The sequence below is a fragment of the Pseudomonas sp. NPDC089392 genome (assembly GCF_044749595.1).
GTDB lineage: Bacteria > Pseudomonadota > Gammaproteobacteria > Pseudomonadales > Pseudomonadaceae > Aquipseudomonas.
Genome location: NZ_JBIVIF010000032.1, coordinates 49918 through 73420 on the forward strand (window position 1 = coordinate 49918; position 23503 = coordinate 73420).

The following is a 23503-nucleotide window of genomic DNA, read 5'->3' on the forward strand; positions in this document are numbered from 1 at the left end:
TCACGCTACGTCATGAATTGTAAAAATATTTTCATGCGCGTATTGAAAACGTAAATCAAATGTAAATAATTCGCATCCGACAATAAATACCAACTGGATGCTGCCTTCATGGTCAAAACCCGCCTCACCCGGCTGTCTCCCCTGTCGCTGCACCTGTGCCTCGGCGTCGCCGCAGCACTGCCAACTGGCGTACTGCGCGCCGAAACGCTGGACCCGACGACACAGGAGGCTGCCAAGGACGGCGGCAAACACGTATCACCCCCATTGGAGCTGTCCGCCACCAACGTCGAAAGCCAATGGCTGGGCGCCAGCACGGAAAACACCGGCAGCTATGCGCCGGGCACCACCACCATGGGCGGCAAGGGGCCGCAGAAACTGCGCGAAATCCCACAATCGGTAACTGTCATCACCGATCAGCGCCTGCAGGACCAGCAATTGCGCAACATGGACCAGGTGATGAACCAGATGACGGGAGTTACCCGCAAGGAGGCGTGGGCCAAGAACACCTATGTGTCACGAGGTTTCGAAATCAACGATGTGCGCTACGAAGGCGGCGCGACATCCAGCATGCTCGACAGCAGCCGCTACGAGGACCTTGCCCAGTTCGACAGTGTCGGCTTGTTGCGGGGTGCCGACGGTTTGTACGGCGCAGGTGAACCGGGCGGCGTGATCAACTTCAGCTACAAGCGCCCGCTGGCGCAGCCGCAGGTAAAAACCCTGACCTCGGCCGGCAGCTGGGACAACTACCGCGGCGAATTCGATGTAACCGGCCCCTTGGCAATGGACGGACGTCTGCGGGGGCGCTATGTAGGCGTGCTTGAAGACAAACATAACTTCGTCGACTACGACCACAAGAAACGCAACCTCAATTATGTGTCGTTCGAGTTCGATGCCAGCGATGATACCCTGCTGTTCTTCGGCGCCAGCCACCAGCGCGACGACCTCAATGGCGTACGCAACACGCTGGGACGCTTCTCCGACGGTAGCGACCTGGGGCTACCACGCAGCACTAACCTCACCACGCCCTGGAGCTGGAACGATATCGAGAACACCACGGTATTCGCCCGCCTGGACCAGCAACTGAGCGACAACTGGAAAGCCGTGGCCAATGTGCGCCACAACATCAACCGCAACGCGCAGAACGTAGTTGAGCTGGAAAACCCCATCGACCCGGCCACCGGCACCGGCGGCTCGTGGTGGAACAACCAGCATGATTTCAAAACTACCAACACCACCCTGGACCTGAACCTGCAAGGCTCGTTCGACGCGTTCGGCCATATGCACGACCTGACCGTGGGGGTGGACGGCAGCAAGCTGAAAAGCCGTGGCGGCAGCTACTGGAACTTCCTTTACGACGACCTGATCTTCTCGCCAACCCTGCCGGACCACTTCCCCACGGCGGAGAACTTCCCAGACACCAGCACCGATGTGCGCAAGGCAGGGGCTTATACCTCGCTGCGCATCCGCCCTGTGGACGACCTGTCGTTGATCATCGGTGGCCGCTATACGCTCATGGAAGACACCGAGTATGTCGGTGCCAATGGCCAGAAGCTCAACTCCATTGATGAGGACCGCCAGTTCGTGCCGTACTACGGCATCGTCTACGACCTCAGCGAAACCACCAGCCTGTATGCCAGCCACGCCGAGATCTACAAGTCGCAGGCTACCAAGCTGCAAGGCCCGCCACCGGGCAGCAAGGCCCTGGAGCCGTTGACCGGCACCAACTACGAGGTCGGCATCAAGCAGGAACTGGCTGACGGCAGGCTGTTGGCCAGCTTCGCCTTGTACCGCATCGAGAAAAAAGGTGAGGGCCAGGTTGATCCGAACTACCCACGTCAGTGGGGGTCGGTCACCTCCTGCTGCTATGTCGGCAATGGGTACCAGCTGAGCCAAGGCTTCGAAATCGAACTGAACGGCGAAGTGTTCCCAGGAATGCAAGTGGCGTTGGGCTATACCTACAACGCCAACGAGAACAAGCGTGAAGGCGATGCCCGCTTCAGCACCCATACCCCGCGCCACCTGTTCAAACTGTGGACCGACTACCGCTTCCAGCGCCTGCCGGCACTGAGCCTTGGCGCCGGGGTGATCGCCCAGAGCGAGCACAGCGAGTCGGGCACCGTGGTACCTTTGGGCGGTAGCGAATCACTGGACTACTCCTTCGTGGAAAGCGGCTACGCCATCTACTCGGCGCGTGCCGCGTACGATCTGGACGAGCACTGGACGCTGGCCCTGAACGCCAACAACCTGTTCGACAAAACCTACTACAGCACCGTGTCTTCGACCGGCTATGGCAACCTGTATGGTGAGCCGCGCAGCTTCCTGGTCAGCCTGAGCGGCAAATTCTGACACCGTCGCCGGGGCCGGTTGCGGCCCCGGTACAACCAAATCGCACAATTGACCTTCCGCTCGGCGCCGGTTTGCTCGTACCCTTGTCACAGTTCCAACTGAATAGACACGGTTCAATGCGAAAATTGCTTGCTGGCGCCCTGGCGCTGGTGTTCCTTGCCGCCCTCTGTGGCTACGGTTTCTGGACCCAGCAGCGCCCGGAAGGCCATTACCTGTCCGACCTGCGTATCGAACTGGCACTGAACCATGGCGTGCCGGGCGAGCACGGCAACCTGTTGGGCGTCGAACCGCTGCTGTACCCAGGCGACTACCAGAACCTGCAACGCTTGCACCGCAAGCTCGCCGCCTACCTGGAGCAGGCGCGCAGCCAGGGGCTGGTGGGCCCGCGCACGGTGGTGGTACTGCCGGAACACATTGGCACCTGGCTGTGGGCGCGCGGCGAAAAGAACGAGCTGTACCAGGTCACGCAAAGCAGCGAGGCCCTGCAATGGCTGGAGCTGAGCAACCCGCTGCGCTATGGCCTGGCCATGTTCAGCGCCAACGGCGAAGACTGGCGCGCCGACGCGCACCTGCGCATGAAGGCCGAGCAGATGGCTGCGGACTACCAGCAATTGTTCGGTGGCCTGGCCAAGGAATTTGGCGTCACCCTGGTGGCCGGCTCGATCGTGCTGCCCGAACCTTATGTGAAACAGGGCGTGCTGCATGCCGGCCGTGGGCCGCTATTCAACAGCAGCGTGGTGTTTGCCGGCGACGGTTCGCTGCTGGGTCAACCACAACGCCAGCAGTTCCCCGACAGCGAAATGCGCCGCTACGTCCACGACGGCCGCCAGCACCCGCTGCAAGTCGTGCAAACCCCGGCCGGGCGCCTGGGTGTGCTGGTAGGCAGTGACAGCTGGTACCCGGAAAACCACCAGCAACTGGCACAACAAGCGGTAGAACTGGTCGCCAACCCGGTATTCCTCAGCGGCAAGGGCAGCTGGCAAGCACCATGGCGCGGCAATCGCCATCAGGACGCCAGCGCCGGGCTGGCCTTGCAGCGCGGTGAAGTCAGCGAACAGGCGGCCTGGCAACGCCTGACCGAGGCGGCCGGGGCCGGTGTCAGCAGCATGAGTGTATTCATGCGCGGGCAATTCTGGGAACAGGGCAGCGACGGCCAGGGCTTTGCCCGCCAGGGCGGCGATTTGCTGGCGGGTACCCCTAGCCCTGGCGCCCGCCTGCTGAACCTGTGGCTATAAGCCCATGGCCCGTCCCCGCGTGCGCCTGGGCGACTTGTCGGTTGGCTTTGTCCAGCCGCTGAGCGAAGCCCTGCGCGAACTTGGCCACGACCCCGATCCGCTACTGCGCCGCTATGGCCTGGATGCCGCACGCTTGGGCGAAGCCGGCGCACGCTTGTCGATCCCCCGCTATATGCACCTGGGCCATGCCGCCATCGAACTGTGCGGTGAGGCCGCGCTTGGCCTTCACATGGGGCGCTTGAGCCGCCTGGCACACGCCGGCCTGGCCGGGGTCACCGCCGCCCAGGCCCCCACCCTGGGCGAAGCAGCGCGTACCCTTCTGCGCTTCGAACCATTGTATGCAGCCAACTACCGTGGCCATTGCAGCTTTCAGGAAGATGCCCACGGTGCCTGGCTGCGCTTCTACTCCATCAGCCCCTACAACGCCTACAACCGGTTTGTAGTCGATTCACTGCTTGCCGGCTGGCTGGCGCAACTGGCCGACCTGGCCGGTACGGCGGTGCAGGCCGAACGCCTGGAAATCGAATTTGCCGCACCCGCCTATGCCGCACACTACCAAGCGCTGTGCAGCTCGCCCGTGCAGTTCGGCGCCGGCGACAACCAGCTGCGCCTGAGCCGCGCCACCCTGCAACTGGCCAACCCGCGGCATTGCCCGAGCACCTGGCAGCACCTGCTGCAGTTGTGCGAGGCGGAAATGCTTCAGCGTACGCGGGTGCGCAGCCTGGGCGAACGCATTACCCATTTGCTGGGCCCGCTGCTCAATGGCGGCCGTGAACCGGACCTGGAAGAAGTGGCGCTGCACCTGCAGCTACCGACCTGGACCTTGCGCCGCAAGCTGGCCGAGGAAGGCACGGGTTTTCGCGATTTGCTCAACGAAACCCGGCGCGACCTGGCCGAGACCTACATCCGTGATACGGAGCTGGCCTTTGGCGAAGTTGCCTATCTGTTGGGGTTTGCATCGGCCGAGGCCTTCCAGCGCGCGTTCAAGCGCTGGACGCGCCTTACGCCGGGAGAGTTCCGCCGCAGCCAGCGGCAGGCGGGCTAAAGCTCGGTGGCGTCGTCGGCCGGTTCCGGGGTGTCCAGTTCGTAAGCCTGGGTTTCGAGTAGTTCTTCCTGGTATTCATCCATAGCCCTGCGTCCTCTTTCTCATTTTGTCTTCGTAGGTGTCGCCTTCAAGCTAAGCAGGTGGCATGAAGGAATGATGACAAGCTTATGAGTGGTAAACGTAGCAGGTGTTTAGGAAGTTATCGCCGGGCGTCTGTTACAAGGGATGTGTTTAGCCTGTACCGGCCCTTTCGCGGGTGAACCCGCTCCTACATAAGTACGCGGGCCTCCTGTAGGAGCGGGTTTACCCGCGAAGGGGCCGGCACAGGCAACCAATCAAAGGGCGGGGGAGGAGGACGCGCTCTCGGCCGGCTGCGCATCCTGCTGCACCTGAATCGGCGCTGCCTCTACCGGTGGCGCCACCGGCTGCGAACCCTGGCTGTCATCCACCACAGGCGCCGCTGCCGCTTCACTGGCCGGGGCAACAGCCGCAGGCGCTGGCGCAACTTCGGCCACAGCAGCCGCCGCTGGGGCTGGCGCCGGTGCCACCGGGTTCGCCGCAGCCTGTTCTGGCAGCCCCAGGTCAACCGCCGGCTTTTCAGCCTTGGGCGCCTCTGTCTTGGCCTTGCTCACCTTCTTCGGCTTGGGCAGGTAGCTCTCCACCAGGGCGAAATAGCGGTCATAGAACTGCGTAGCCGTCACTGTCTCGCTAGCCACCTTTACCATCGAGTCATCACTGGAGCCGATCGGCATCGATAACGACCCCAACACCCCCACGCCCAGACTGGCGGAGGTGTTGGACTTTTTCAGTGCGTAGCGGTCCTGCAGGGCGTTGGCGAACATGGTCGAGCGCTGCTCGTCACTCACATCCGGCGCGCAGGTAACGTTGAAGCTGATCTGCAGGTGGTTCTCGCTGTTCTGCTGGAAGCTCTTGTTGCCCACCACCTGGTTGGCACCGCTGCTGGTGATGATGTAGCCCTGGCTGAGCAAGGCACGCCGGGCGGCCTCGCAAGAGCCAGCATCGCTCACCGGAAAGCTGCGCGAGAAAGTGCCCGAGTCATCGAAGTTCTCGTGCTCGTAAACGGCGGCTTTTTTTGAGGAACAACCGGTCACGCCCGCCAGCACCAGGGCCAGCCCGAGCGCACCAAAGACGGAAGATCTGGTCATTGCGAATTCCGGGTATGTCGAGAGAGTGCCTATTGTGCAACACAGCAGGCCGGCGCTGGAACCGCTGGTCGGTGAAGAGTCTGTCAGGTTGATGTAAAACTGGGTAAAGGCGAGTAGTTACCAGGCGTAGAAACGAAAAAAGCGACCCTAAGGTCGCTTTCTCGTTGCTTCAAGGCGTTCAAGGGGCCTTGAGGCGAAGATGGCGCAGCGGACGGGACTCGAACCCGCGACCCCCGGCGTGACAGGCCGGTATTCTAACCGACTGAACTACCGCTGCGTATCATTCAGGCTTGCGCCCGATTGAAACCTGGGTCTACCCTTCCGGCGCGATGGCCTCAGGGCAGGCACAAAAAAAGCGATAACGTGATCGCTTCTCTTGTGTTTGCTTCAAGGTGTTCTAGGGACCTTGAAACGAAGATGGCGCAGCGGACGGGACTCGAACCCGCGACCCCCGGCGTGACAGGCCGGTATTCTAACCGACTGAACTACCGCTGCGTATCGTTCAGGCTTGCGCCTGATTGAAACTGGGATCAGCCCAAGGCAAATTGCCTTGTGGCTTCAGACCGGTGCCAGGCACCCATCTGTTACTGAAAAATGGCGCAGCGGACGGGACTCGAACCCGCGACCCCCGGCGTGACAGGCCGGTATTCTAACCGACTGAACTACCGCTGCGCAGTGCGTTCCTCTCTGGCTATCGGCTTCTTGCGAACCTATAGCGGCAGGAACATCTCAGGAAGTGGTGGGTGATGACGGGATCGAACCGCCGACCCTCTGCTTGTAAGGCAGATGCTCTCCCGGCTGAGCTAATCACCCTCGCGATGTTGCTTGTTGCGTTTGCTTCGCTGAGGCCGCGAAATTTACGCAGATGGCGAAGCTAAGTCAATAGCCCCATTGAATTTTTTTCAAAAAAGGCAAAATTTTTGTGGCTGCCTGTGCCGGCCTCTTCGCGGGTAAACCTGCTCCTACAACGAGCGCATACCCTTGTAGGAGCGGGTTTACCCGCGAAGAGGCCAGCACAGGATAAACAAGGTGCTCAGGTGTAGATCATCTTGCGGGTCATGCCGCCATCGACCACAAACTCCTGGCCGGTGACGAACGCCGCCTGGCGCGACAACAGCCAGGCCACCATCGCCGCTACATCCTCCACCGTCCCTACCCTGCCCGTCGGGTGCTGGGCGTGGTCGGCTTCGGTCAACGGCTCGGCACGCCGCTGTGACGGGTCACGCGCGTCGATCCAGCCCGGGCTCACCGCGTTCACACGGATCTCCGGGGCCAGGCTCATGGCCAAGGCATGGGTCAAGGCCACCAGGCCGCCCTTGCTCGCCGCATAGGCCTCGGTGTCGGGCTCGGACTGCCGCGCCCGGGTGGAGGTCAGGTTGACGATCGCCCCATTGTGCGCACGCAAGTACGGCGCACAGTGCTTGGCCAGCAGCATCGGGCCGTTGAGGTTGACCGCCAGCACCCGGTTCCACTGGGCCAGGCTCAGGCTTTCCAGGGTCTGGTTGTGCGGGTTGGCGATGGCCGCGTTGCACACCAGCGCGTCCAGCCGGCCAAACTGCCCCAGCACCTCGGACACCCCGGCACTGACCTGGGCCTCGTCGGCAACGTCCATGGTAATGAACCAGGCATTGTCGCCCAGGGCCTTGGCCGCCTTGGCGCCGCGTTGGCGGTCAAGGTCGCTGAGCACCACCTGCCAACCTTCGCAGATCAGCCAGGCGGCAATGCCAAGGCCGATGCCGCGCGCGGCACCGGTCACCAGGGCTACCCGGCCGTTGTGGCCCGGCACAGCGCCGCCAATTTCGATCACAGTGCCGCCAGCCCGCGCGCCAGGTCGGCCTGCAGGTCGGCCACGTCTTCCAGGCCCACGGCTACGCGGATCAGGCTGTCGCGGATACCTGCAGCTTCACGCTCCTGCGGCGACAGGCGGCCGTGGGAGGTGGTGGCCGGGTGGGCGATGGTGGTCTTGCTGTCACCCAGGTTGGTGGTGATGGAAATCACCCGGGTGGCATCGATGAAGCGCCAGGCGCCCTCTTTGCCGCCCTTGACCTCGAAGCTGACCACCGCACCAAAGCCACTCATCTGGCGCTTGGCCAGTTCGTGCTGCGGGTGGCTCGGCAGGCCGGCGTAATGCACCTTCTCGATACCGTCCTGCTGCTCCAGCCACTCGGCCAGGGCCTGGGCGCTTTCGCAGTGCGCACGCATGCGCAGGCGCAGGGTTTCCAGACCCTTGGTGAAGATCCAGGCGTTGAACGGGCTGAGGGTCGGGCCTGCCGTACGCAGGAAGCCCACCACTTCTTTCATCTGCTCGGCACGGCCGGCAACCACGCCACCCATGCAACGGCCCTGGCCGTCGATGAACTTGGTGGCCGAGTGGAACACGATGTCGGCACCCAGCTTCAGCGGCTGCTGCAGCGCCGGGGTGCTGAAGCAGTTGTCCACCACCAGCATGGCACCGCGGGCATGGGCGATTTCGCTGAGCGCGGTGATGTCGACCAGTTCGGCCAGCGGGTTGGACGGCGACTCGACGATCAGCAGCTTGGTGTTGGCCTTGATGGCCTTTTCCCAGCCACTGAGGTCGACCAGCGGCACGTAGTCCACCTGCACGCCAAAGCGCTTGAAGTACTTTTCGAACAGGCTGATGGTTGAGCCAAACACGCTCTGCGATACCAGTACGTGGTCACCGGCGCTGCACAGCGACATGACCACAGCCAGGATTGCCGCCATGCCGGTGGAGGTACCCACGGCCTGTTCGGCGCCTTCCATGGCCGCCAGGCGCTCCTCGAAGGCACGCACCGACGGGTTGGTGTAGCGCGAGTAGACGTTGCCCGGCGTTTCGCCGGCAAAGCGCGCGGCCGCGTCGGCAGCCGTGCGGAACACATAGCTGGAGGTCAGGAACAGCGCTTCGCTGTGCTCGCCCTCCGGTGTACGGTTTTGACCGGCGCGCACCGCCAGGGTGTCGAAACCGACACCCTCGAGGTCGCTGTCCAGTCGCCCGGCATCCCATTGATCCGTCATGCCGTCGCTCCCTGAATCAGTTGTTGTAGAGGTCGATGATCGCGCTGACCGCCTGGTTCTTGACCTTGGCCAGGTCATTACGGGCCTGCTCGATACGCTCGAGGTAGGCTTCGTCGATATCGCCGGTGACGTACTCACCATTGAATACCGCGCAATCGAAGTGGTCGATCTTGATCTTGCCGCCACCGACCGATTCGATCAGGTCTGGCAGGTCCTGGTAGACCAGCCAGTCGGCACCAATCAACTCGGCCACCTGTTCGGTGGTGCGATTGTGGGCGATCAGTTCGTGAACACTCGGCATATCGATGCCGTAGACGTTGGGGTAGCGCACCGCAGGGGCTGCGGAGCAGAAGTAGACATTCTTGGCACCGGCTTCACGGGCCATCTGGATGATCTGCTTGCAGGTGGTGCCGCGCACGATCGAGTCGTCCACCAGCATCACGTTCTTGCCGCGGAACTCCAGTTCGATGGCGTTGAGCTTCTGGCGCACCGATTTCTTGCGTGCGGCCTGGCCGGGCATGATGAAGGTACGGCCGATGTAACGGTTCTTGACGAAGCCTTCACGGAACTTGACACCCAGGCGGTTGGCCAGCTCCAGCGCGGCAGTGCGGCTGGTGTCCGGGATCGGGATAACCACGTCGATATCGTGCTCAGGGCGTTCGCGCATGATCTTGTCAGCCAGCTTTTCACCCATGCGCAGACGGGCCTTGTACACCGAAATACCGTCGATGATCGAGTCCGGGCGGGCCAGGTAGACGTGCTCAAAGATGCACGGTTGCAGCTTCGGCGCTTCGGCGCACTGCTTGGTGAACAGCTGGCCTTCTTCGGTGATGTATACCGCTTCGCCCGGCGCCAGGTCGCGGATCAGGGTGAAGCCGAGCACGTCCAGGGCCACGCTTTCCGAGGCGATCATGTACTCCACGCCTTCGTCGGTGTGACGCTGGCCGAACACCACCGGGCGGATGCCGTGCGGGTCACGGAAGCCGACGATGCCGTAGCCGGTGACCATCGCCACCACGGCGTAACCGCCAACGCAGCGGCTGTGCACGTGGGAAACGGCAGCGAACACGTCTTCTTCGGTTGGCTGCAGCTTGCCGCGCACCGCCAGCTCATGGGCGAACACGTTCAGCAGCACTTCCGAGTCGGAGTTGGTGTTGACGTGGCGCAGGTCGGACTCGTAGATCTCCTTGGCCAGCTGCTCGACGTTGGTCAGGTTGCCGTTGTGCGCCAGGGTGATGCCGTACGGCGAGTTGACGTAGAACGGCTGGGCCTCGGCCGAGGTCGAGCTGCCCGCAGTCGGGTAGCGCACGTGGCCGATACCCATGTGGCCTACCAGGCGCTGCATGTGGCGCTGCTGGAACACGTCGCGCACCAGGCCATTATCCTTGCGCAGGAACAACCGGCCGTCATGGCTGGTCACGATACCGGCAGCGTCCTGGCCGCGGTGCTGGAGGACCGTAAGCGCGTCATACAGCGCCTGATTGACGTTCGACTTACCGACGATACCGACGATGCCACACATGCGACGCAACCCCTACTTTGACGAAACTTGATTGAAGAGTGCTCAGGGCTTAGCCGGCCCGAGCAACTGTTCCTTGAACGGAAGATCAGCTGGAGCGCTGATCAGCCCACTGGGCGACCACTGGCCGGTGAAACCCAGGATCAGGTTTTTCGACCAGTCGGCGACCAAGAGAAATTGTGGTATCAGGCGTGATTCCTGCCACCAGGTGTCTTGTTGTACCGGCCCCAGGCTGATCAGCCCGATGGCCACCACCACCAGCAAAGCCCCGCGCGCGGCGCCGAAGGCCATGCCCAGGAAACGATCGGTACCGGACAACCCGGTCACGCGGATCAGCTCGCCGACGAGGAAGTTGACCATGGCCCCCACCAGCAAGGTGGCGACGAAAAGAATGGCGCAGCCAGCGATGACGCGCATCGACGGCGTCTGGATATAGCTTTCAAGATACACCGACAGCGAACCGCCGAACATCCAGGCAACCGCACCGGCAATGATCCAGATGAGCAAGGACAAGGCTTCCTTGACGAAGCCGCGCTTGAGACTGATCAGTGTGGAGACGGCGATGATCGCGATGATCGCCCAATCAACCAAGGTAAATGCCACGGTGCTGCCTGCAGACGTTTGAGGCGGCGCATTTTACCAGAGCAGCGGGCCGGGAGTAAGCGGAATGTCAGTTGGATTGGTGGTCGGCCATTCGCGGGTAAACCCGCTCCCACAGGTTCTGCGTGAACCTTGCAGCAACACCATCCCTGTGGGAGCGGGTTCACCCGCGAACACGGGCGCAGCCCGTGCCAACCACCGCAGCGCCTGCTTCGCGGGCTTGCCCGCTCCCACAGGGATTGGGCTGATCCAAGGGGCGGCATCGCACCTGTGGGAGCGGGTTTACCCGCGAATGGGCGGCAAAGCCGCCCCGGGGATATCAGCTGCGCTCTGGCTGGAAGCGCACCACAAAGCCTTTGAGGCTGTTCTGGCGGTTGATCGCGTCACGCATGCGCTCGGCCTCGGCGCGCTCGATCAGCGGCCCGACGTACACCCGGTTCATGCCACCCGCCGTGCGGATATAGGCGTTGTAGCCTTGGCTGCGCAGGGTTTGCTGGAGCTTTTCGGCACCGGCACGGTTGGACAGGCTGGCCAACTGGATCGACCAGCTGACCGGCAGGCCATTGACGTCGATCTTCGATGGCGCTGCCGGCTTGGCTACCGCTGGCGTTGCAGCAGGCTTGGGTTCGACCTTGGGCGCGGGCGCCTGCGGCTTGGCCGGCTGCACCTGCGCCTGGGTTTGCGGCGACGGGGTGATCGGCTGGCTTGGCGTGCTCGCTGGCGCGGTGGCCTCGTCGACCACCACCGGTGCCTGCTGCGGCTCATCTGGAATGACCTGTGGCTCCGGCACGGCGACCGGCTCCACCCTCACTTCCGGCAGGCTCGGCATGGCCGGCGCTTGCGGGGCTTCGACGTGCACCTGGCGCATCTCGTCCTCGCGGGTGAACAGCATCGGCAGGAAAATCACCGCCAGCGCCACCAGCACCAGCGCACCCACCATGCGCTGTTTCATCCCTTTATCCAGCACTGCCATCTACTCCAGCCTCCTGGGCCTGCCGCTCCAGCCATTCCAGCGCCTGGGCGACACAGAAAAACGAACCGAACAGCAGGATCTGGTCATCCGCCGTCGCCTGCGCACACTGCCCCTCAAGGGCAGCGTCGACGCTGGCATAAGACTTCACCGCAGCACCGAGGTTCGTCAAGGCCGTGGCCAACTCCGCAGCCGGGCGGCTACGCGGGGTGTCCAGCGGCGCCACGGCCCAGTCGTCGACCAGGCCCTGCAGCGGCGCGACAACACCGCCCAGGTCCTTGTCGGCGAGCAGACCGAATACTGCCAGGCGGCGTCCCTTCAGCGGCCGTGCCGCCAGGCGCCGGGCCAGGTACTGCGCCGCATGCGGGTTGTGCCCCACATCCAGCAGCAGCTCCACCGGTTTACCCTGCCAGTTCAGCAGGCGGCGGTCCAGGCGCCCGGTGATGCGGGTATCCAGCAGCGCCTGGCGAACCTGCGCGGCATCCCACGGCAGGCCCATCAGCAGATAGGCCTGCAAGGCCAGCGTGGCGTTTTCCATGGGCAGGTCGAGCAATGGCAGGTCACGCAGTTCTACCCGAGCGCCATCCGCCGCAGTACCACGCCAGCTCCAGCTGCCTTCGGCGCTGGCCAGGTCGAAGTCACGACCCCGCAGGAACAAAGGCGCAGCCAGTTCGGCAGCCTTGCCCAGCAACGGCTGTGGCGGGTCGAGGTCGCCGCACAGGGCCGGCTTGCCCTGGCGGAAGATGCCGGCCTTTTCGAAGGCCACCAGCTCGCGGGTGTCGCCCAGGTAATCGACATGGTCGACGCCGATGCTGGTCACCAGGGCCAGGTCGGCATCCACCACGTTCACGGTGTCCAGGCGGCCACCAAGGCCCACTTCCAGCACCACGGCATCCAGCTGCGACTGGTAGAACAACCAGAACGCGGCCAGCGTGCCCATCTCGAAGTAGGTCAGGGAAATTTCGCCCCGGGCCGCCTCGACGGCGGCGAAGGCTTCGCACAGGCGCTCATCACTGGCCTCTTGGCCTTCGATGAGCACCCGCTCGTTGTAACGCAACAGGTGCGGCGAGCTGTACACGCCGACCTTGAGCCCCTGGGCACGCAGCAACGAGGCCACGAAGGCGCAGGTTGAACCCTTGCCGTTGGTGCCGGTTACCGTCACCACACGTGGCGCCAGCTTGCCCAGCGCCAGCCGGGCAAGCACCTTCTGCGACCGCTCCAGGCCCATGTCAATGGCCGAGGGGTGCAACTGCTCGAGGTAGGCGAGCCATTCGCCCAGGGTTCGTTGTTTCATCACGCGACGGCTGCCGCCTCACGCGCTTGCTCCGGTGTTTCCTGGCCGGTCATCTGCGCCAGCAGGCGGGCCAGACGCGGGCGCAGTTCGCCACGGGAGATGATCAGGTCGATGGCACCGTGCTCCAGCAGGAACTCGCTGCGCTGGAAGCCTTCTGGCAGCTTCTCGCGTACGGTCTGCTCGATCACGCGTGGGCCAGCAAAGCCGATCAGCGCCTTTGGCTCACCGACGATGACGTCGCCGAGCATGGCCAGACTGGCGGAAACACCACCATAAACCGGGTCGGTCAGCACCGAGATGAACGGGATGCCTTCTTCACGCAGGCGCGCCAGCACGGCCGAGGTCTTGGCCATCTGCATCAGCGAGATCAGCGCTTCCTGCATGCGCGCACCGCCCGAGGCGGAGAAGCAGACCATCGGGCAACGGTGCTCCAGGGCATAATTGGCCGCACGTACGAAGCGCTCGCCAACGATGGCACCCATGGAGCCGCCCATGAACGAGAACTCGAAGGCGCTGACCACGATCGGCATGCCCATCAGGGTGCCGCTCATGGAGATCAGCGCGTCCTTCTCGCCGGTCTGCTTCTGCGCACCCGTCAGGCGGTCCTTGTACTTCTTGCCGTCACGGAACTTCAGGCGGTCGACCGGCTCCAGCTCGGCGCCCAGTTCGGCACGGCCTTCGGCGTCGAGGAAGATGTCGATGCGCGCACGTGCACCGATACGCATGTGGTGGTTGCACTTGGGGCAGACATCCAGGGTCTTTTCCAGCTCCGGACGATACAGCACGGCCTCGCAGGCCGGGCACTTGTGCCACAGGCCTTCAGGCACCGAGCTCTTCTTCACCTCGGAACGCATGATCGAAGGGATCAGTTTGTCGACTAACCAGTTGCTCATGCTTTCTTTCTCCAGTATTGGCAGGCGGGGGCCGGTGTCGCCGGCCCTGCCCTGCCCTTGAGCTCAAAATCTTTTATGAAACGATGGTGGACCGGCCGCCGGGGCTACCCGCGCGCCACTCCACCGCTAATGTGTTGTTCTGCCGCCACAGGTACAGGCGGCTGCCCCGCAGGGCTGCGAAAGCTATGGACGATGGCGCGCAGCCAGCCGTCACATCTGCCATCACGCCTGCTTCACCGCGCGCATGAACGCCTCGATCTTCGCTGCGTCCTTGATGCCCTTGGCCTGTTCGACGCCACCGCTGACATCCACCGCATAAGGCCGTACCTGGGCAATGGCCTGGCCGACGTTATCGGCCGACAGCCCGCCCGCGAGGATGATGGGCTTGCTCAGACGCGCCGGTACCAGTGACCAGTCGAACGCTTCACCGGTTCCCCCAGGTATGCCGGGCACATAGGTGTCCAGCAGAATGCCGCGGGCACCGGCATAAAGCTGGCAGGCCGCCTCCAGGTCGTCGCCTGGACGCACACGCAGGGCCTTGATCCACGGGCGATGGTAGCCTTCACAGTCCTGCGGGGTTTCGTCGCCGTGGAACTGTAGCAGGTCCAGCGGAACCACTTCGAGGATCTCGTTCAGCTCGCAACGCGAGGCGTTGACGAACAGCCCGACCGTGGTCACGAACGGCGGCAGCTCGGCGATGATCGCCCGTGCCTGGCGCACATCCACGGCCCGCGGGCTCTTGGCATAGAAGACGAAGCCGATGGCATCGGCACCCGCTTCGGCAGCGGCCAGTGCGTCTTCGATGCGGGTAATCCCGCAGATCTTGCTGCGAACATTGCTCATGGACAGCGAACCCTGGTTTTTACGGTGAAAGGCCGGATGTTAGCAAATGACATTTCGCCCGTCAGTCTGCCAACGCCTCGTAGCCGGTCAAAAAGTGTGGGCCGATGTAACGCTTGGGCAGCGCAAACTCCTCGGGGTACTCCACCTGCACCAGGTAAAGCCCGTACGGGTGCGCGGTAACCCCACCCGCACTGCGATTGCGCCCTTCCAGCACTTCACGCGCCCAGGTCACTGGCCGCTCGCCAGCGCCGATGGTCATCAATACACCGGCAATGTTACGCACCATATGGTGCAGGAAGGCGGTGGCGCGCACGTCCAGCACGATCATCTGGCCGTGGCGGGTAACGCGCAGGTGGTAGATGTGCTTGATCGGCGACTTGGCCTGGCACTGGCTGGCGCGGAAGGCGCTGAAATCGTGGGTACCGAGCAGGAACTGCGCGGCTTCGGCCATGCGCTCGACATCCAGCGGGCGGTGGTTCCAGGTCACTTCTTCGGCCAGGTGCGCCGGGCGGATCGGGTCGTTGTAGATGACGTAGCGGTAGCGCCGTGCACAGGCCTTGAAGCGGGCATGGAAGTCGGCCGGCATCGGCCGCGACCAGACCACGCTGATGTCATGGGGCAGGTTGAAGTTGGTGCCCATGGTCCAGGCGCGCTCATCGCGCACGGCGCGGGTGTCGAAGTGCACGATCTGCCCGCAACCGTGCACACCGGCGTCGGTGCGCCCGGCGCAGATGACCGAAATGGGCTCGTTGGCGACTGTGGATAGCGCTTTTTCCAGAGCCTGCTGGACACTCGGCACACCACTGGCCTGGCGCTGCCAGCCGCGGTAGCGCGCGCCTTTGTATTCCACGCCCAGGGCGATGCGGGAGTAGCCTTCGGCCGCAGATTCGGCGGCAGCGGTGTCGATGATGTCCAAGAGCATGAAACCTGTGGGGTGTACGGAATGGCGGGGATTATAACGACAACGGCAGCCTCGTAGGGCTGCCGGTGGATGTGCGTCTTGCTTGAGGGCCTCTTCGCGGGTAAACCCGCTCCCACAGGGACCTCACAGATTTCAAGCCCTGTGAGTAAGCTGTGGGAGCGGGTTTACCCGCGAAGAGGCCGGCCCTACTTACATCACACCAGCCGAGAAAGCATGTCCTCGGCTTCCTGGCGCTGGCCGTCGTCGCCGTCCTTGACCACTTCATCAAGGATGTCGCGTGCGCCCTGGCTGTCGCCCATGTCGATATAGGCGCGGGCCAGGTCTAGCTTGGTGGCCACTTCGTCGCTGCCGGAGAAGAAGTCGAAGTCCAGGTCATCCAGCGGCTCGGGCTCCGGCTGCGCAACGGCATCTTCGCTGGTGAAGTGCGGCTCCAGCGAAGGCGACTCGAGGCTCTGCGACAGCTTGTCCAGCTCGGCGTTGACGTCGTCCAGTTCCGAGGCAAAGCTCTTGGCCGCCGGCGAATCGTCTTCCAGCGACAGCGACAGGTCGAAGTCCGAGGGCAGGTCGAACTCGGAGACCGGTTCGAACTCCGGCACGCTGTCGAAGGCGGCCAGTTCGGCGGCAACATCCACCGGGGCATCCTCGACCGCAGCCGGCTCACCGACATCGAGGTCGAAATCGGACAAGTCCGCAGCGAGCTGTGGCTCTGCCTGGGCCAGCATGGCCTCGAAATCAGCGTCAGCTTCGGCTTGCAGCTCGGCATCCACGGCAAACGGTTGTTCTTCTGGCTGAGCCTCCTCCAGAACAGGCTCTTCCAGCACCGGCTCGCCCAGTGCAGGCTCATCCAGTACCGGCTCGTCCAATGCAGGCTCGTCCAGCACTGGCGCTTGTGCCCCCAGCTCATCCAGCAACGGCGCGTCCAGCGGGTCTACTTCGGGCAGGTCGTCGCCCAGGCTCAGGTCGAAGGCACTGTCCAGGTCCTGCACATCCAGGCCAGGCTCATCGAAAGTCGGCACTTCCTCGAAAGCATCGAGCTCGGGCTCAGGCACGCTCTCTGCTTCTGGTTCCACTTGCGCCACAAGCTCTGGCGCGGCCTCTACCTCAGGCTCGAACTCCGGCAACTGCTCGGGCAGCTCCTCGGTCTCTTCGTCGGCAACCACCGCTGCCTCAGGCTGATCCTGCAGCAGGCCCTGCACGTACTGCTCATCCAACTCGGCAGCCAGTGCCGCTGCACCCAGACCGGCAGCTGCCAGGCCGAGCATGGCTGGGTAGCGCTCTTTCAGCGCGCTAACCTCTGCCGTGTTCTGCTCGGTGGCTGGCAGTGTGCGTTCCTGTTCAACAAACGCGCTTTGGTCACCCTGACGGGCATACACGTCCATCAGTTTCAGGCGCAGGTCGTCACGTTCCGGCGCGGCGGCCACGGCGGGCTCAAGCAGGCTGGCCGCGTGGTTCAGGCGGCCTTCGGCCAGGCTCTGCTCAACTTCAGCCAGCAACGCAGCGTGCGGGTTGGCCTGCAGCTCGGGCTCGGGCTCCGTGACTGGCACGGACGGCTTTTCAGCTGCAGTGGCAGCGGCAGCGGAGGCCGCGACCACGGCCGGCGACAAGGTCACGCTGGGCGCAGAGGTATCGACGCCATCGAGGCTTTCGCTGTCGCTGTCAAAGCCCATGCCCTGCTCTTCTTCCAGCGCCCGCGCCATGCGCAGGTGCTTTTCAGCCTCTTGCTGGGCTTTGCGCTTGCGTGCCAGCAGCAGCAACAGAAGCAGCAGCACGAGGAATGCGCTACCGGCAATCAGCCCCAGCAGCAGCGGGTTGCCCATGATGCCGTCGACGGTGCTGTGCGACGGTTCGGCAGGCGCGGCCTGGGTGACAGGCTCCGGCTTGGGCGCAGTATCGACGGCAGCCGTTGCCGGCTGGGCATCGGCCGCCGGCTGGTCCGGGGTAGCCGCTGCTGCCGGGTCGACCGCACCCTGGGCTTCAAGGCGGGCCAACTGGTTGTTCTTCAGCTCGATCAGACGCTGCAGCTTGTCCAATTGGCTCTGCAGGTCGGTCATGCGGCTCTGCAGCTCTTCGTTGTCGCGACGGCTGGTATCCAGGCTTTCCTGGGCCACTGCCAGCTTGTCATTGAGCGCCTTGGCCCGACCGGCACCGGCCTGGTTGCCCGGGCTGACCAGGCGTAGGTTGTCGCCCTGGGCGATACGCGCTGGCGCTTCCTCGGCGGCCCCACGGCGGGTGGCATCCAACTGGCGGGCACGCGGCCCAAGGCGGCGACCTTCGCGCCAGGCGGCGTACTGCTCGGCCACCTCGCCGGTGGCCTCGCCCTGGGGAATGTTCTGGACCTGCTGCTGGTCGGGCAGGCGCAGTACCTGGCCAACCTTCAGCTGGTTGATGTTGTTGCCGATGAAAGCGTCCGGGTTCAGCGCCTGGATCGCGATCATGGTCTGCTGGATCGAGCCACCCTGGGTGTTGCGCGCGGCGATCTGCCACAAGGTGTCACGGCGCTGGGTGGTGTAGCTGCTGGCACCGGTTACCGCCGGCGCGACATTGCCTGCCGCCGGCTGGTCGCCCTGGGCCTTGGCCTGGTCGAGCAGGACGCTGTAGTCACGCAGCAGGCGGCCCTGTGGCCACATCACCTGGACCAGGAACTTGACCACCGGCCCCGGTAGCGGCTGGCTGGAAGTCACCCGCAGCACGCTCTTGCCGTTGGGGTTGATCACCGGTGTGAAGGTGAGGTCTTCAAGGTAAGTCGGCAGCGCCACCCCGGCCTTGCTGAACTCTTCCGGCGGCGCCAGGCTTGGCGCCACTTCAGCGGCGGTGAGGTCGCGAACGTCGAGCAGTTCGATCTCGGCGTCCAGCGGCTGATTCTGTGCCGACTTGAGGGTCAGCTCTCCCAGGCCCAGCGCATTCGCCATGCCAGACGACAGCGCCGATGCTGCAGCCATGGCCAGAACCAGTTTGCGAATTCGAAGCATGACCTCTTCCCTTGTATGAATCGTCCCGAAACCTGCATGCGGGGCAGGACAAATGTGCTCGCCAGTATCTTTTACGGCATGTGTTTAATCAACAATTGCGCCACTTGCACGGCATTGAGTGCGGCGCCTTTGCGCACGTTGTCGGTGGTCAGCCAGAGATTGAGCTGCTGGTTTTCATCAACACCGTGGCGTACACGACCAACATAGACCACGTCTTGGCCCACTGCGTCACCGACCGGGGTCGGATAATCATCACGTTCCACCAGCTCGACGCTGCCGGCCGCCTCAAGGGCCTGGTTGACCGCTGCCAGGTCGACCGGGCGACGGCTCTGCACGGCCACACTGAAGCTATCGCCGAAAAACACCGGTACTTGAATGCAGCTCACGGAAATCTTCAATTCAGGCAGGCCCAGCAGTACGCGCAGTTCGCTGACCAGGCGGCGCTCCAGCGCTGTATGGCCCTGTTCGTCGGCCGCACCGACCTGGGCCAACAGGTTGAACGCCACCTGGCGATCGAAGAAACGCGGCTCCAGCGGCCGGGCATTGAGCAGCTCGGCGGTTTGCCGGGCCAGCTCGGTGACTGCTTCGCGACCTTGCGCAGATACCGCCAGTGCAGCCATCACCTGCACCTGTTCGATGTCCAGCAGGCCCTTGAGTGGCGCCAGGGCGACGGCCAGGGCGACGGCGGCCGAGCACGGGCTGACAATGCGCGCAGGCAGCGCCAGGCCGGCCAGGCGTTCGGCGTTGGCTTCGGGTACCAGGGCCAGGGCGTCGTCCAGGTCGCCGGACAGGTCGATGACCGTGCAGCCCGCCTGCAGCGCCTTGCTGGCAAAGCTGCGGCTGACTGCGGCGCCGGTGGCGAAGAAGGCCAGTTTGACCTGGGCGAAGTCGAAGCTGTCCACTTCGCGCACCTTGAGCTTCTTGCCGGCGAACATCACGCTGCTGCCCGCCGATTCCATGCTGGCCAGCAGGTGCAGGGTGGCGACCGGGAAATCCAGCTCTTCGAGGATCTGCACCAAGGCTTCACCGACGCTGCCGGTGGCGCCGACGACGGCGATGTCCAATGGGTGTGTCATGGAAGGGATCCTTTTGCTGAAAACGGCGGGGGCGGCACTTTACTCGGATTGTAGGGTTTTGTCTGTGATGGCCTTAGCTTGGCCGGGTAAGGTTCTGCAGTAGATTGTGTGATGGCTGACGGAGGCCTGTCGCAAGATTTGCAGCGCCTGTGAGATCGAGCGCCGCCCGCGCGGCGCTTCGCAGCACAAGGCTGCTCCTACATTTGTTTCGGGCCAGTCACGCCTGTGCCAGCGCACGCGACCGCCTTGTTTGCCCGACACGATATCGAGGTGGACGCCAAGGGGGTCGCGCGCCTCTGCCTCAGGAATAATTGGCCCGAAACAGATGTAGGAGCAGCCTTGTGCTGCGAAGCGCCGCGCGGGCGGCGCTCGGTCTCGCAGGCGCCGAAAATATCGCGCCATGCACCTGCTGCCCCACCCAATCCCCAACCCAATCCCCCACCATCACCCGGCATAAAAAAACCCGCACTGTCGCCAGCACGGGTTTTCAGTCAAACCAGAACGATCAACGCTCCAGCAGAATCCGCAGCATGCGGCGCAGCGGCTCCGCAGCGCCCCACAGCAGCTGGTCACCCACGGTGAACGCGCCCAGGTACTGCGAACCCATGTTCAGCTTGCGCAGGCGGCCAACCGGGATGTTCAGGGTGCCAGTGACCTTGGTCGGGCTCAGCTCCTGCATGCTGATTTCACGCTGGTTCGGCACCAGTTTCACCCAGGGGTTGTGCTGGCTGATCATGCCTTCGATGTCGGCCAGCGGCACGTCCTTGTTCAGCTTGATGGTCAGCGCCTGGCTGTGGCAACGCATGGCGCCGATGCGCACGCAGATGCCGTCGACCGGGATCGGGCTCTTGAAGCGGCCAAGGATCTTGTTGGTCTCGGCCTGGGCCTTCCACTCTTCACGGCTCTGGCCGTTCGGCAGCTCTTTGTCGATCCACGGGATCAGGCTGCCAGACAGTGGCACGCCGAAGTTCTCGGTCGGGAACGCTTCGCTGCGCATGGCCTCGGCAACCTTGCGGTCGATGTCGAGGATGGCGCTGGCCGGGTTGGCCAGGTCATCGGCTACGGCCGCGTGGGTAGCGCCCATCTGCTTGATCAGCTCGCGCATGTTCTGCGCACCGGCGCCCGAGGCCGCCTGGTAGGTCATGGCGCTCATCCACTCGACCAGGCCAGCCTCGAACAGGCCACCCAGGCCCATCAGCATCAGGCTGACGGTGCAGTTGCCGCCGATGTAGTTCTTGGTCCCGGCGTCCAGCTGCTGGTCGATGACCTTGCGGTTGACCGGGTCGAGGATGATCACCGCGTCATCCTGCATGCGCAGGGACGAGGCAGCGTCGATCCAGTAACCCTGCCAGCCGGCTTCACGCAGCTTGGGGAAGACCTCGTTGGTGTAGTCGCCGCCCTGGCAGGTCAGGATCACGTCGAGGGTCTTGAGCTCTTCAATCGAATAAGCGTCCTTGAGCGGCGCTGTATCCTTGCCCACGTTCGGGCCCTGGCCGCCAACATTGGAGGTAGTGAAGAACACCGGCTCGATAAGGTCGAAATCCTGCTCCTCCAGCATCCGCTGCATGAGCACGGAACCGACCATACCGCGCCAACCGATCAGACCTACACGTTTCATCGCAACTACACCTTTGCTAAAAGTGGGCCGCCACCGGGAATTTTGGGTGGCGGGCCAGAGAGATTACAGATTCCGCAGCGCTGCGACTACTGCGTCGCCCATTTCCTGCGTACCAACTTTGCGGCAGCCTTCCGAGAAGATGTCACCGGTGCGCAGACCCTGGTCCAGAACCAGGCTCACGGCCTTCTCGATCGCCTCGGCGGCAGCCGTCTGATTGAAGCTGTAACGCAGCATCATCGACACCGACAGGATGGTCGCCAGCGGGTTGGCAATGCCAAGGCCTGCGATGTCCGGCGCCGAGCCGTGGCACGGCTCGTACATGCCCTTGTTGTCGGCATCCAGCGACGCCGAAGGCAGCATGCCGATGGAACCGGTCAGCATGGAAGCTTCATCCGACAGAATGTCACCGAACATGTTGTCGGTCACCATCACGTCGAACTGCTTGGGCGCACGCACCAGCTGCATGGCAGCGTTGTCGACGTACATGTGGCTCAGTTCGACATCCGGGTAGCCCTTGGCCACGTCTTCGACCACTTCACGCCACAGCTGGCTGGAGGCCAGGACGTTGGCCTTGTCCACCGAGCACAGCTTCTTGCCACGTACGCGGGCCATGTCGAAGCCGACACGGGCAATGCGGTGCACTTCGCTTTCGCTGTACGGCAGGGTGTCGTAGGCCTGGCGCTCGCCGCCTTCCAGCTCGCGCTGGCCACGCGGGGCACCGAAGTAGATACCACCGGTCAGCTCACGGACGATGAGGATATCCAGGCCGGAAACGATCTCTGGCTTCAGCGACGAGGCATCGGCCAGTTGCGGGTAGAGGATGGCCGGGCGCAGGTTGGCGAACAGGCCCAGTTGCGAACGGATTTTCAGCAGGCCGCGCTCAGGGCGGATGTCACGTTCGATCTTGTCCCACTTCGGCCCGCCCACGGCGCCCAGCAGCACGGCATCGGCCTTGCGCGCACGCTCCAGGGTTTCGTCAGCCAGTGGCACGCCGTGCTTGTCGATGGCCGCGCCACCGATCACGTCGTGCTCCAGGCTGAAGCCGAGCTGGAACTTGTCGTTGGCCAGCTCCAGCACTTTCACGGCTTCGGCCATGATTTCCGGGCCGATACCGTCACCTGGGAGAATCAGAATCTGCTTGCTCATGCTTTCCTCTATCCATTCACGCGGTGCGACCAAGCGGGCCCCACCGAAAAGTTCTTATCGCTCGGCCCACAGCACCAGCACATCGGTGCTGAACGAGCCATCGGCCTCGATCTGGTAATACTGCCGTACTTCTTCGCCCATGGCTTGCTGCAATTGGCGGATGGCTACGCGCATCGGCTCTGGGGTGCGCATGCGCTCGACCCAGGTGTTCCACTCCAGGCGCAGCGGCTGGCGGGTATGGCTGCGCACATGCAGGCCGGCTTCGCTGACCTGGCGCTGCCATTCGGCGGCGGAGTAGTCACGCACATGGCTGGTGTCGCGCAACACCTCGACCGTTTGCAGGTAGGTGTCGAGCAACGGGCTGCCCGGCGACATCACGTCGATGAACGCCGCCACGCCACCGGGCTTGAGCACCCGGCGCACTTCCCGCAGGGCCAGGCCCAGGTCGCTCCAGTGGTGGGCCGAGTAGCGGCTGAAGACGAATTCGAACGAAGCATCGGCGAACGGCAAGCGCTCGGCGGCGCCGCGCTCGGTCGTGATATTGGCCAGGCCGCGCTCGGCGGCGGCGCTGGCGACCACGTCGAGCATGGCTTGCGACAGGTCGTAGGCGACCACTTCGGCAACCAGCGGGGCGACGTGGAAGCTGACATGGCCGGCACCGCAACCCAGGTCCAGGACGCGGGCACTGCCCTGCCCCGCCAGCGCGGCCTGCAGCAGGGCGAATTCACTGCCCTGGGCGTGTACGGCGCTGCTGAGGTAGGCACTGGCCTGTTCGCCGAACTGGCGCTGGACCACGTCGGTGTGCTGGGTGCTGGTCATGTGTCAATCCTTTTGGTTTTTTGTTGC

The 23503-nt window shown here is 63.7% G+C and carries 18 protein-coding genes and 4 tRNA genes; 3 read left to right on the forward strand and 19 right to left on the reverse strand.

Translation table 11 applies throughout. The features are described from left to right. The first annotated feature begins 108 nt into the window (after nt 1-108). The 3 genes from ACIP1G_RS23120 (at nt 109) to ACIP1G_RS23130 (ending at nt 4626) form a co-directional block, all read left to right on the forward strand. Nucleotides 109-2346 (forward strand): TonB-dependent siderophore receptor, encoded by a 2238-nt coding sequence (locus ACIP1G_RS23120; protein ID WP_400741082.1) that lies wholly within the window; start codon nt 109-111, stop codon nt 2344-2346. Between the two features lie 116 nt (nt 2347-2462). Beyond that, complete coding sequence (locus ACIP1G_RS23125; RefSeq protein WP_400741083.1) at nt 2463-3581, forward strand: nitrilase-related carbon-nitrogen hydrolase; 1119 nt, start codon at nt 2463-2465, stop codon at nt 3579-3581. Between the two features lie 4 nt (nt 3582-3585). Continuing rightward, nucleotides 3586-4626 (forward strand): AraC family transcriptional regulator, encoded by a 1041-nt coding sequence (locus ACIP1G_RS23130; protein WP_400741084.1) that lies wholly within the window; start codon nt 3586-3588, stop codon nt 4624-4626. A 335-nt stretch (nt 4627-4961) separates the two neighbouring features. Here the strand turns inward: ACIP1G_RS23130 and ACIP1G_RS23135 are convergent, their stop codons facing one another. From ACIP1G_RS23135 to ACIP1G_RS23225, 19 genes are all read right to left on the reverse strand, one after another. After that, a complete protein-coding gene (locus ACIP1G_RS23135; protein ID WP_400741085.1) occupies nt 4962-5792 on the reverse strand; it encodes a DUF2242 domain-containing protein in 831 nt (276 codons plus the stop codon). 200 nt (nt 5793-5992) lie between these two features. Beyond that, a tRNA-Asp gene (locus ACIP1G_RS23140) sits at nt 5993-6069 on the reverse strand. A gap of 141 nt (nt 6070-6210) precedes the next feature. Next, nucleotides 6211-6287, reverse strand: a tRNA-Asp gene (locus ACIP1G_RS23145). A gap of 100 nt (nt 6288-6387) precedes the next feature. Next, nucleotides 6388-6464: transfer RNA gene (locus ACIP1G_RS23150), tRNA-Asp, on the reverse strand. A 65-nt stretch (nt 6465-6529) separates the two neighbouring features. Next, nucleotides 6530-6605, reverse strand: a tRNA-Val gene (locus ACIP1G_RS23155). Between the two features lie 220 nt (nt 6606-6825). Further along, nucleotides 6826-7599, reverse strand: coding sequence for an SDR family oxidoreductase (locus tag ACIP1G_RS23160; RefSeq protein WP_400741087.1), 774 nt, complete (start codon nt 7597-7599; stop codon nt 6826-6828). Then, entirely contained in the window at nt 7596-8807 is a 1212-nt protein-coding gene (locus ACIP1G_RS23165; protein ID WP_400741088.1) for an O-succinylhomoserine sulfhydrylase, read from the reverse strand. Before ACIP1G_RS23165 ends, ACIP1G_RS23160 begins: the two co-directional genes overlap by 4 nt. A 16-nt stretch (nt 8808-8823) precedes the next feature. Beyond that, nucleotides 8824-10329, reverse strand: a complete 1506-nt coding sequence (purF, locus tag ACIP1G_RS23170; protein WP_346646159.1) for an amidophosphoribosyltransferase — start codon at nt 10327-10329, stop codon at nt 8824-8826. 42 nt (nt 10330-10371) lie between these two features. Further along, a complete protein-coding gene (locus tag ACIP1G_RS23175; RefSeq protein ID WP_086976206.1) occupies nt 10372-10929 on the reverse strand; it encodes a CvpA family protein in 558 nt (185 codons plus the stop codon). A gap of 316 nt (nt 10930-11245) precedes the next feature. After that, on the reverse strand, nt 11246-11899 hold the full coding sequence (locus ACIP1G_RS23180; protein WP_400741090.1) for an SPOR domain-containing protein: 654 nt from the start codon (nt 11897-11899) through the stop codon (nt 11246-11248). Next, nucleotides 11883-13190, reverse strand: a complete 1308-nt coding sequence (folC, locus tag ACIP1G_RS23185) for a bifunctional tetrahydrofolate synthase/dihydrofolate synthase (RefSeq protein WP_400741092.1) — start codon at nt 13188-13190, stop codon at nt 11883-11885. Before folC ends, ACIP1G_RS23180 begins: the two co-directional genes overlap by 17 nt. Next, nucleotides 13190-14083, reverse strand: a complete 894-nt coding sequence (accD, locus tag ACIP1G_RS23190; protein WP_400741093.1) for an acetyl-CoA carboxylase, carboxyltransferase subunit beta — start codon at nt 14081-14083, stop codon at nt 13190-13192. Before accD ends, folC begins: the two co-directional genes overlap by 1 nt. 222 nt (nt 14084-14305) lie before the next feature. Continuing rightward, nucleotides 14306-14926: a phosphoribosylanthranilate isomerase gene (locus ACIP1G_RS23195; RefSeq protein ID WP_400741095.1), complete on the reverse strand. Its 621-nt coding sequence runs from the start codon at nt 14924-14926 to the stop codon at nt 14306-14308. A gap of 61 nt (nt 14927-14987) precedes the next feature. Further along, nucleotides 14988-15848, reverse strand: a complete 861-nt coding sequence (gene truA / locus ACIP1G_RS23200) for a tRNA pseudouridine(38-40) synthase TruA (protein WP_346646165.1) — start codon at nt 15846-15848, stop codon at nt 14988-14990. Between the two features lie 194 nt (nt 15849-16042). After that, nucleotides 16043-18817, reverse strand: a complete 2775-nt coding sequence (locus ACIP1G_RS23205; protein ID WP_400741097.1) for a FimV/HubP family polar landmark protein — start codon at nt 18815-18817, stop codon at nt 16043-16045. A 71-nt stretch (nt 18818-18888) separates the two neighbouring features. Further along, complete coding sequence (locus ACIP1G_RS23210; protein ID WP_400741099.1) at nt 18889-19893, reverse strand: aspartate-semialdehyde dehydrogenase; 1005 nt, start codon at nt 19891-19893, stop codon at nt 18889-18891. 505 nt (nt 19894-20398) lie between these two features. Next, entirely contained in the window at nt 20399-21511 is a 1113-nt protein-coding gene (asd, locus tag ACIP1G_RS23215) for an aspartate-semialdehyde dehydrogenase (protein ID WP_114170368.1), read from the reverse strand. Between the two features lie 63 nt (nt 21512-21574). Next, complete coding sequence (gene leuB / locus ACIP1G_RS23220; protein ID WP_400741101.1) at nt 21575-22657, reverse strand: 3-isopropylmalate dehydrogenase; 1083 nt, start codon at nt 22655-22657, stop codon at nt 21575-21577. A 54-nt stretch (nt 22658-22711) separates the two neighbouring features. After that, nucleotides 22712-23476 carry a class I SAM-dependent methyltransferase gene (locus ACIP1G_RS23225; protein ID WP_400741103.1) on the reverse strand — a complete coding sequence of 255 codons (765 nt, stop codon included), beginning with the start codon at nt 23474-23476 and terminating at the stop codon, nt 22712-22714. Between the last annotated feature and the right edge of the window lie 27 nt (nt 23477-23503).

Bases quoted from the DNA above. Each gene is read 5' to 3' on its own strand.
- ACIP1G_RS23120 (WP_400741082.1), top strand. From the start codon at position 109: ATGGTCAAAACCCGCCTCACCCGGCTGTCTCCCCTGTCGCTGCACCTG.
- ACIP1G_RS23125 (WP_400741083.1), top strand. From the start codon at position 2,463: ATGCGAAAATTGCTTGCTGGCGCCCTGGCGCTGGTGTTCCTTGCCGCC.
- ACIP1G_RS23130 (WP_400741084.1), top strand. From the start codon at position 3,586: ATGGCCCGTCCCCGCGTGCGCCTGGGCGACTTGTCGGTTGGCTTTGTC.
- ACIP1G_RS23135 (WP_400741085.1), bottom strand. From the start codon at position 5,792: ATGACCAGATCTTCCGTCTTTGGTGCGCTCGGGCTGGCCCTGGTGCTG.
- ACIP1G_RS23165 (WP_400741088.1), bottom strand. From the start codon at position 8,807: ATGACGGATCAATGGGATGCCGGGCGACTGGACAGCGACCTCGAGGGT.
- purF (WP_346646159.1), bottom strand. From the start codon at position 10,329: ATGTGTGGCATCGTCGGTATCGTCGGTAAGTCGAACGTCAATCAGGCG.
- ACIP1G_RS23180 (WP_400741090.1), bottom strand. From the start codon at position 11,899: ATGGCAGTGCTGGATAAAGGGATGAAACAGCGCATGGTGGGTGCGCTG.
- folC (WP_400741092.1), bottom strand. From the start codon at position 13,190: ATGAAACAACGAACCCTGGGCGAATGGCTCGCCTACCTCGAGCAGTTG.
- accD (WP_400741093.1), bottom strand. From the start codon at position 14,083: ATGAGCAACTGGTTAGTCGACAAACTGATCCCTTCGATCATGCGTTCC.
- ACIP1G_RS23195 (WP_400741095.1), bottom strand. From the start codon at position 14,926: ATGAGCAATGTTCGCAGCAAGATCTGCGGGATTACCCGCATCGAAGAC.
- truA (WP_346646165.1), bottom strand. From the start codon at position 15,848: ATGCTCTTGGACATCATCGACACCGCTGCCGCCGAATCTGCGGCCGAA.
- ACIP1G_RS23205 (WP_400741097.1), bottom strand. From the start codon at position 18,817: ATGCTTCGAATTCGCAAACTGGTTCTGGCCATGGCTGCAGCATCGGCG.
- ACIP1G_RS23210 (WP_400741099.1), bottom strand. From the start codon at position 19,893: ATGACACACCCATTGGACATCGCCGTCGTCGGCGCCACCGGCAGCGTC.
- asd (WP_114170368.1), bottom strand. From the start codon at position 21,511: ATGAAACGTGTAGGTCTGATCGGTTGGCGCGGTATGGTCGGTTCCGTG.
- leuB (WP_400741101.1), bottom strand. From the start codon at position 22,657: ATGAGCAAGCAGATTCTGATTCTCCCAGGTGACGGTATCGGCCCGGAA.
- ACIP1G_RS23225 (WP_400741103.1), bottom strand. From the start codon at position 23,476: ATGACCAGCACCCAGCACACCGACGTGGTCCAGCGCCAGTTCGGCGAA.